The organism is Cellulomonas sp. P4_H12, assembly GCF_056400905.1.
Genome location: NZ_JBFUKJ010000060.1, coordinates 1 through 6,095, shown reverse-complemented (window position 1 = coordinate 6,095; position 6,095 = coordinate 1). Strand labels below are relative to the sequence as shown.

Sequence of the window (6,095 nt, the reverse complement as noted above, 5' to 3'; positions counted from 1 at the left end):
GCGTCGTCGCGCGGGGCCGTGCGGCCACGGGGACCGCGGCCGCGCCCCCGACGAGCGCCCCTGCGGGGTCGCCCGTCTCCGGACCCGGACGGGTCGGCGGGGGCGGGGGACGGCGTGCTCACGACGGCCCAGTCTCCCAGGTCGACGCCCGGGACCGCGCGCTCATTCGTCGTGGGCGAACGCCCGGTACGGGCCGACGGGCGCCGCGGACGTGCCCCAGACCTCGTCGGCCCAGGTGGCGGCCTCGCCGAGGAGCCCGGCCACGGCCGGCAGGCTCGACCGCAGCCGGCCCGCGCCCCAGCGCCACCGCGTGGTGAGCAGCTGGCGGTAGGACGGCGACGGCACGCCGGGCGGCCCGACGCGGGGGCGGTCCTCGTCGGCACCGTCGATGAGCCAGCCCGTCATCGCGAGGATCCAGGCGGCGCACGCCAGGTCCACGGCGCGGCTCCACCCGGGCTCGCGCACGACGCTGGGCAGGTGCGGCTCCAGGGCCGCGGCGAACCGGTCGAGCAGCCGGTCGGTGAACCCCGCCGGCGGGTCGAACACGCACCAGCACGTGGAGAACGGCATCGCCGCGTAGGCCGCGTCGTACGCCACGTGGTGCACGGTCGCGCCCTCGAGGTCGAGGAACCGCCAGCCGGCGGCCGTGCGGACCGCGTTGTCGGGGCAGGTGTCCGTGGGCGAGACGACGTCGGCGGCGGGCAGGTCGGGGTCCCGCACCGCGTCGCGGTGGTCGAGCGTCGAGATGGCCTCCAGCTCGTCCTCGAGCGTCGGGTCCGCCGGGCGCTCCACCACGTCGTCGAGCAGGCGGCGGACGCCGGTGCGCGCGGCGGCGGCGGTGTCGTGGGCCGGGAGGTCGACGTCCGCGGCGGTCCGGTGGGAGCGTCCGAGGGCGTCGGCGAGCGCCTCGACCCAGCCCAGCGCGCCGTCCCACGCGGCCGCGGGATCGTCGCCCAGCAGCAGGTCCGCCAGCGTCGGACCGGTGCCCAGGTCGGTCATCACCAGGATCCGGTGCTCGTCGTCGGTGGCCAGCAGGTCCGGCGCGCGGTCCAGGGCCCGGAGCCCGGCGACCTCGCGCGCGTACGCCTCGCCCGCGGCACCGCCGCCCGGGTACTGCTTGACCACCACCGAGCCCGTCGGCGACTGGCACCTCAGCACGGTCGACCGGTCGGACCCGCCGAGCGGCCGCGGGTCTGTGAGCGCGACGCCGAGCGCGGCGGAGGCGAGGGCGACGGCGTCGTCGGTCACCGCGCCGCCTCCAGGGCCACCAGGGCGGCGACGATCGGCCCCACCACCACGACGTACATGATCCCCAGGAAGAGGGCGTACAGCAGCGTGAACCCGAGGGCGTTGCCGCCTGCCCCGGGCTCGCGCAGGTGACCGACCACCTTGTCGACCACCGACCGCGGGTGGCGGACGTCCCAGCTGTTCAGGCGCACCGACCGACCGAGGTACATGCCGAACGACACCAGCAGCAGGATCGCGACCACCACCAGCCGCGCGTCGAGGCCCTGCAGCGGCGCGGCCTCGTCGCCGTGCACCTCCAGCACCCAGACGAGCTGCACGACGAACACGTTGAGCACGGTGTTGAGCACGCCCGACATCGCCAGCGAGACCACGAGGACGACGTCGAACCACATGGGCACGCCGTCGTCGTCGCGCCGGTGGCTCAGGTTGAGCTCGGTGATGAGGTAGCCCGCGTTCGGCAGCAGCAGCAACCAGACGGCGGCGGCGACCACGAGCACGACGGCGACCACCGGGCCGGGGAGCACGATCCGGGAGAGCACCACGACCACCAGGCCGACCACGAGCACCAGCAGCGGGGCGACCGACAGCGCCAGGTTGAGCAGCATCGGGCGGTACAGCACGGTGTGGAACACGCGGCTGCGGGCGCCGACGAGCGCGAGCGCCAGCAGGTTCATCAGCACGACGCCGAGCACCAGGCTGCCGAGCATGCACGTCCTCTCGTCGTCGGAGCGCCCAGCATGCCGCAGGGCGCGCGCGTCCCTACAGTGACCGCATGAGCGACGCAGCCGCACCGAGCGAGGGGGAGCGGCGCGCCGTCGCCGGCCTCGAGGCCTCCGGGATCGCGTTCGAGGTCACCCGGCACGGCCCGGTCCGGTCGCTGGCCGAGGCGGCCGAGGCCCGCGGCATCGATCCCGCCGGCATCGTGAAGACCATCGTGGTCCGGCGCGGGGACGACGACTTCCTGTTCGTGCTGGTGCCCGGCGACCGGACGATCTCGTGGCCCAAGCTGCGCGCCCTGCTCGGCGTCACGCGCCTGTCGATGCCCGACGCGGAGACCGCCAAGGACGTCACCGGCTACGTGCGCGGCACCATCACGCCGTTCGGCTCGCTCGTGGAGTGGCCGGTCGTCGCCGACTCGCGCGTGCCCACGCGGACCGTGTCGATCGGCGCGGGCGCGCACGGGGTCGCGGCGAACGTCGACGGTGCGGAGCTGGTCAAGGCGCTGAGCGCGACCGTCTCCGACGTCACCGACCCCGAGGGCTGAGGGCTACTTCACGACGAACGTCGTCGGCCGCACCGTGAGGATCACGCGCTTGGCTGCGTCGGTGATCTCGTAGTCCTGGCCGTACCGGGCCTGCAGCGACTTGTAGAAGCTGGCCACCTCGTCGTCCGGCACGGTCGACTCGACGACACCGCGCACCTCGAGGGACCGGTAGCCGTCCTCCGGGTCGTGGATCGACAGGGCGATCCGCGGCTCCACCTGGAGGTTCTTGAACTTCTGTCGCGTCGACGTGTGCGTGAACCGCAGCACCTCGCCGTCCCAGACGAACCACATGACGCTGCTGTGCGGGGACCCGTCCGGCGCGACGGTCGCGAGGTGCCCGAACAGGGGGCGCTCGAGGAGGTCGGCGTGGCTGGCGGGGAGCTCGGTGGTGGCCATGGCCAGAGGCTAACCCGGGCCCACGCCGGGAACCCGGCGGGGCGGGTGGCCGTTCCACATCTCGGATGGCGCATCCCGCGGGGGCGGGTAGCGTCGTCCCGCCGGAATGCAGCTCCGGCGTCGACCGGGGGCGAGAACTGAGGAGCAATGGACCTGATCGAGCACGCCGCCGCGGCCGGGACCATCCGGGTCGACGCCCAGGAGAACCGCACCGTGATCGTCCTCGTCGGGGAGATCGACGCCGCGCTGCGTGACGAGGCCAGCGTCTGCATGGGCCTCGCGCTGGTGACGGGCCACCCCGTGATGATCGACTCCACGCAGGCGACGTTCATCGACTCGTCGGGGATCGCGTTCGTCCTGCAGCTGCACCTGGCGGCGTCCGAGGCCGGCATCCCGGTCACGCTGCTGGACCCGCACCGCGTGCTGCGGGACGTCCTCGACATGGTCGGCCTGTCCGGCGAGCTGCCGTCGGCCGTCTGACCGACACCCGCGCACGGTCGGTCGGGGTGTCGGTGGGCTGGTCTACGTTCGCCGCATGCGGTTGTTGCACACGTCGGACTGGCACCTGGGCCGGACGCTGCACGGGGTCGATCTGCTCGACCACCAGGCGGCGTACCTGGCGCACCTGGTCGACGTCGTGCGCGACGAGGACGTGGACGCGGTGGTCGTCGCGGGCGACGTCTACGACCGCGCCATCCCGCCCGTCGAGGCGGTGACCCTCCTCTCCGACACGCTCGCGCGCCTGGCCGAGCACACCACGGTCGTGGTCACGTCGGGCAACCACGACTCGGCCACGCGGCTCGGCTTCGGCTCCGCCCTCATGCGGGACCGCGTGCGCCTGCGCACCCGCGTCGCCGGCCTGGCCGAGCCCGTCGTGCTCGCCGACGACGAGGGCGACGTGCTGGTCTACGGCGTCCCGTACCTCGACCCCGACTTCGCCCGCGTCGAGCTGGCGGACGGCGCCGACCCGCTGGCCCGCTCGCACGAGGCCGTCGCCGCGGCGGCGATGCGGCGCATCCGGGCGGACGTCGCGACACGCACGGGCTCCGCTCGACCCCGGACGGTGGTGGCCGCGCACGCGTTCGTCATCGGCGGCGCGCCGACGGAGTCCGAGCGGGACATCCGGGTGGGCGGCGTGGACCAGGTGCCGGCCGGTGTGTTCGCCGGCGCGGACTACGTCGCGCTCGGGCACCTGCACGGCCCGCAGACCCTCACGGGACCGGCGGGCACGACGCTGCGCTACAGCGGCTCCCCGCTGGCGTACTCGTTCTCCGAGCAGCACCACGCGAAGTCGACGGTCCTGGTGGACCTGGCCGGCGGCGAGGTCCGCGCGTCCCTGGTCGCCGCTCCGGTCCCGCGCCGGCTCGCCGACGTGACGGGCACGCTGGACGAGCTGCTGGGCGCCGCGGGGGAGCCGCACACCGACCACTGGGCGCGGGTGACCGTCACCGACGCGCACCGGCCGCAGGACCTCTACCGGCGCGTGAAGCAGCGCTTCCCGCACGCCCTCGTGGTCCAGCACCGCCCCGCCGAGGCGGCCGCGCCCTCCCGCACCACCGTCGTGACCGCCGCGCACGACCCCCTCGACGTGACCGCCGACTTCCTGGCCCACGTCACGGGCCACCGACCGACGCCCGACGAGGTCGACGTGCTGCGCCGGGCCTACGAGGACGTCGCCGCGATCGAGCGGAGCGCCTGATGCACCTGCGCTCGCTCACGGTCCAGGCGATCGGCCCGTTCGCGGGCCGCCACACGGTCGACTTCGACGCGCTCGGCCAGGCCGGGCTGTTCCTGCTCGAGGGGCCCACCGGCTCGGGCAAGTCGACCCTCATCGACGCCGTGGTGTTCGCCCTGTACGGCAAGGTCGCGTCCAGCGAGGCGTCGGAGGACCGGCTCCGCTCCGCGTACGCGCCTGACGACGTCGAGAGCGTCGTCGACCTGGTCTTCGAGGTGCCCTCGGGCGTCTACCGCGTGCGGCGCACGCCCGCCTACCAGCGCGCCAAGCGGCGCGGCGCCGGCACCACCACGGCGAACGCCACCGTGAAGGCGTGGCGCCTGCCCGCCGGTGTCGAGCTGGACCCGACCACCCTGGACGCCGTCGGGGTGCCGCTGGGCAACCGGCTGGACGAGGTGGGCGCCGAGATCCAGCAGGCCGTCGGGCTGGACCGCACGCAGTTCGTGCAGACGATCGTGCTGCCGCAGGGCGAGTTCGCCCGCTTCCTGCGCGCGAAGCCCGAGGAGCGGCGCGGCCTGCTGCAGAAGATCTTCGGCACCGAGGTGTACGAGCGCCTCCAGCAGCGGCTGGCGGAGCTGCGCCGCGAGAGCGACCGGGCGAGCGAGGCCGCGCGGGCGGCGCTCACGTCGGGGACGTCGCAGCTGGTCGGGGCCGCGCGCCTCGGCGCGGAGGATGCCGCCGAGCTGCGGGCGGCCGTCGACGCCGCCGTGCTCCGCACCCACGAGCTCGTGGCGGACGTGCGGGTCGCCGTCCGCGCGCGGACGGACGTGCTCGACACCGAGGCGTCGCGTGCGCGGACGGCCGCCACGGCCGCGGACGTCGCCCGGCAGGAGTCGCGCGCGCGCCTCGACGAGGCGACCTCGACCCATGCCCTCCTCGTCCGGCGCGACGCGCTGCGGGCGGAGCGGGCGGCGCTCGACGCGTCCGCCGACCTCAACTCGGAGGCGATCCTGCGGCTGACCGCGGCCCGCGCGGCGCAGGCGGTCCGACCCCTGCTGCTCKGTGCCGAGCGTGCGGCCACGGCCCTCGACGCCGCCCGCAAGACCGTCGCCGCCGCGCTCGACGGTGCGCCGCCCGACATCGCGCAGGCGCCGCCCGGCACCGACCTGCGCGCCCACGTGCAGGCCGAGGGCCGCTCGGCGGTCGAACTCTCGGCCGCGCTCGGTCGGCTGGTCGATGTCGAGGCGGGGCTCGAGTCGCGCCGGCGCGCTGTCCGCCAGGCTCGGCACGCCATCGACGACCTGGTCGGTGCGATCGACGCCGACGACCAGTGGCTCGCCGGGCGCCCGGAGGCCCGCACCGCCCTTGTCGCGGAGCTCGAGACGGCCCGCGCGCTGGCGGCGTCTCGCGGCGACCGGGACGCCGCGCTGGCCGCCGCCCTCGWCCTGGTCACCGCGCACGCCGACCTCGCCGCCGCGGAGCGGGCGCTCGCGGACGCGCTCGACGCGAGGA

Annotated in this window: 7 protein-coding genes; 4 read left to right on the top strand and 3 right to left on the bottom strand. The window is 75.3% G+C overall.

The features are described from left to right. Positions 1–162: 162 nt before the first annotated feature. Together AC1DQC_RS19685 and AC1DQC_RS19680 are read right to left on the bottom strand one after the other, a co-directional pair. Positions 163–1,248 (bottom strand): phosphotransferase family protein, encoded by a 1,086-nt coding sequence (locus AC1DQC_RS19685; RefSeq protein ID WP_477052921.1) that lies wholly within the window; start codon positions 1,246–1,248, stop codon positions 163–165. Continuing rightward, on the bottom strand, positions 1,245–1,955 hold the full coding sequence (locus tag AC1DQC_RS19680; RefSeq protein ID WP_477052920.1) for a DUF1361 domain-containing protein: 711 nt from the start codon (positions 1,953–1,955) through the stop codon (positions 1,245–1,247). The genes AC1DQC_RS19685 and AC1DQC_RS19680 overlap by 4 nt, the downstream gene beginning before the upstream one ends. 65 nt (positions 1,956–2,020) lie before the next feature. On the opposite strand from AC1DQC_RS19680, the gene AC1DQC_RS19675 reads away from it, so the two are divergent. Next, the gene (locus tag AC1DQC_RS19675) at positions 2,021–2,512 is read left to right on the top strand and encodes an aminoacyl-tRNA deacylase (RefSeq protein ID WP_477052919.1); all 492 of its coding nucleotides are present in this window, start codon (positions 2,021–2,023) and stop codon (positions 2,510–2,512) included. 3 nt (positions 2,513–2,515) lie between these two features. On the opposite strand, the gene AC1DQC_RS19670 is transcribed toward AC1DQC_RS19675, so the two are convergent. Further along, the gene (locus AC1DQC_RS19670) at positions 2,516–2,908 is read right to left on the bottom strand and encodes a PPOX class F420-dependent oxidoreductase (RefSeq protein ID WP_477052918.1); all 393 of its coding nucleotides are present in this window, start codon (positions 2,906–2,908) and stop codon (positions 2,516–2,518) included. Between the two features lie 147 nt (positions 2,909–3,055). Between AC1DQC_RS19670 and AC1DQC_RS19665 the strand changes: the two genes are divergently transcribed. From AC1DQC_RS19665 to AC1DQC_RS19655, 3 genes are all read left to right on the top strand, one after another. After that, positions 3,056–3,388 carry an STAS domain-containing protein gene (locus AC1DQC_RS19665; RefSeq protein WP_477052917.1) on the top strand — a complete coding sequence of 111 codons (333 nt, stop codon included), beginning with the start codon at positions 3,056–3,058 and terminating at the stop codon, positions 3,386–3,388. 55 nt (positions 3,389–3,443) lie between these two features. Next, complete coding sequence (locus AC1DQC_RS19660; RefSeq protein ID WP_477052916.1) at positions 3,444–4,607, top strand: exonuclease SbcCD subunit D; 1,164 nt, start codon at positions 3,444–3,446, stop codon at positions 4,605–4,607. After that, a partial coding sequence (locus AC1DQC_RS19655; RefSeq protein ID WP_477052915.1) for an AAA family ATPase occupies positions 4,607–6,095 on the top strand: 1,489 nt, incomplete at its 3' end. The genes AC1DQC_RS19660 and AC1DQC_RS19655, both read left to right, overlap by 1 nt.

Coding starts and splice junctions, on each gene's coding strand:
- AC1DQC_RS19670 (WP_477052918.1), bottom strand. CDS start 2,908: ATGGCCACCACCGAGCTCCCCGCCAGCCACGCCGACCTCCTCGAGCGC.
- AC1DQC_RS19660 (WP_477052916.1), top strand. CDS start 3,444: ATGCGGTTGTTGCACACGTCGGACTGGCACCTGGGCCGGACGCTGCAC.
- AC1DQC_RS19680 (WP_477052920.1), bottom strand. CDS start 1,955: ATGCTCGGCAGCCTGGTGCTCGGCGTCGTGCTGATGAACCTGCTGGCG.
- AC1DQC_RS19665 (WP_477052917.1), top strand. CDS start 3,056: ATGGACCTGATCGAGCACGCCGCCGCGGCCGGGACCATCCGGGTCGAC.
- AC1DQC_RS19675 (WP_477052919.1), top strand. CDS start 2,021: ATGAGCGACGCAGCCGCACCGAGCGAGGGGGAGCGGCGCGCCGTCGCC.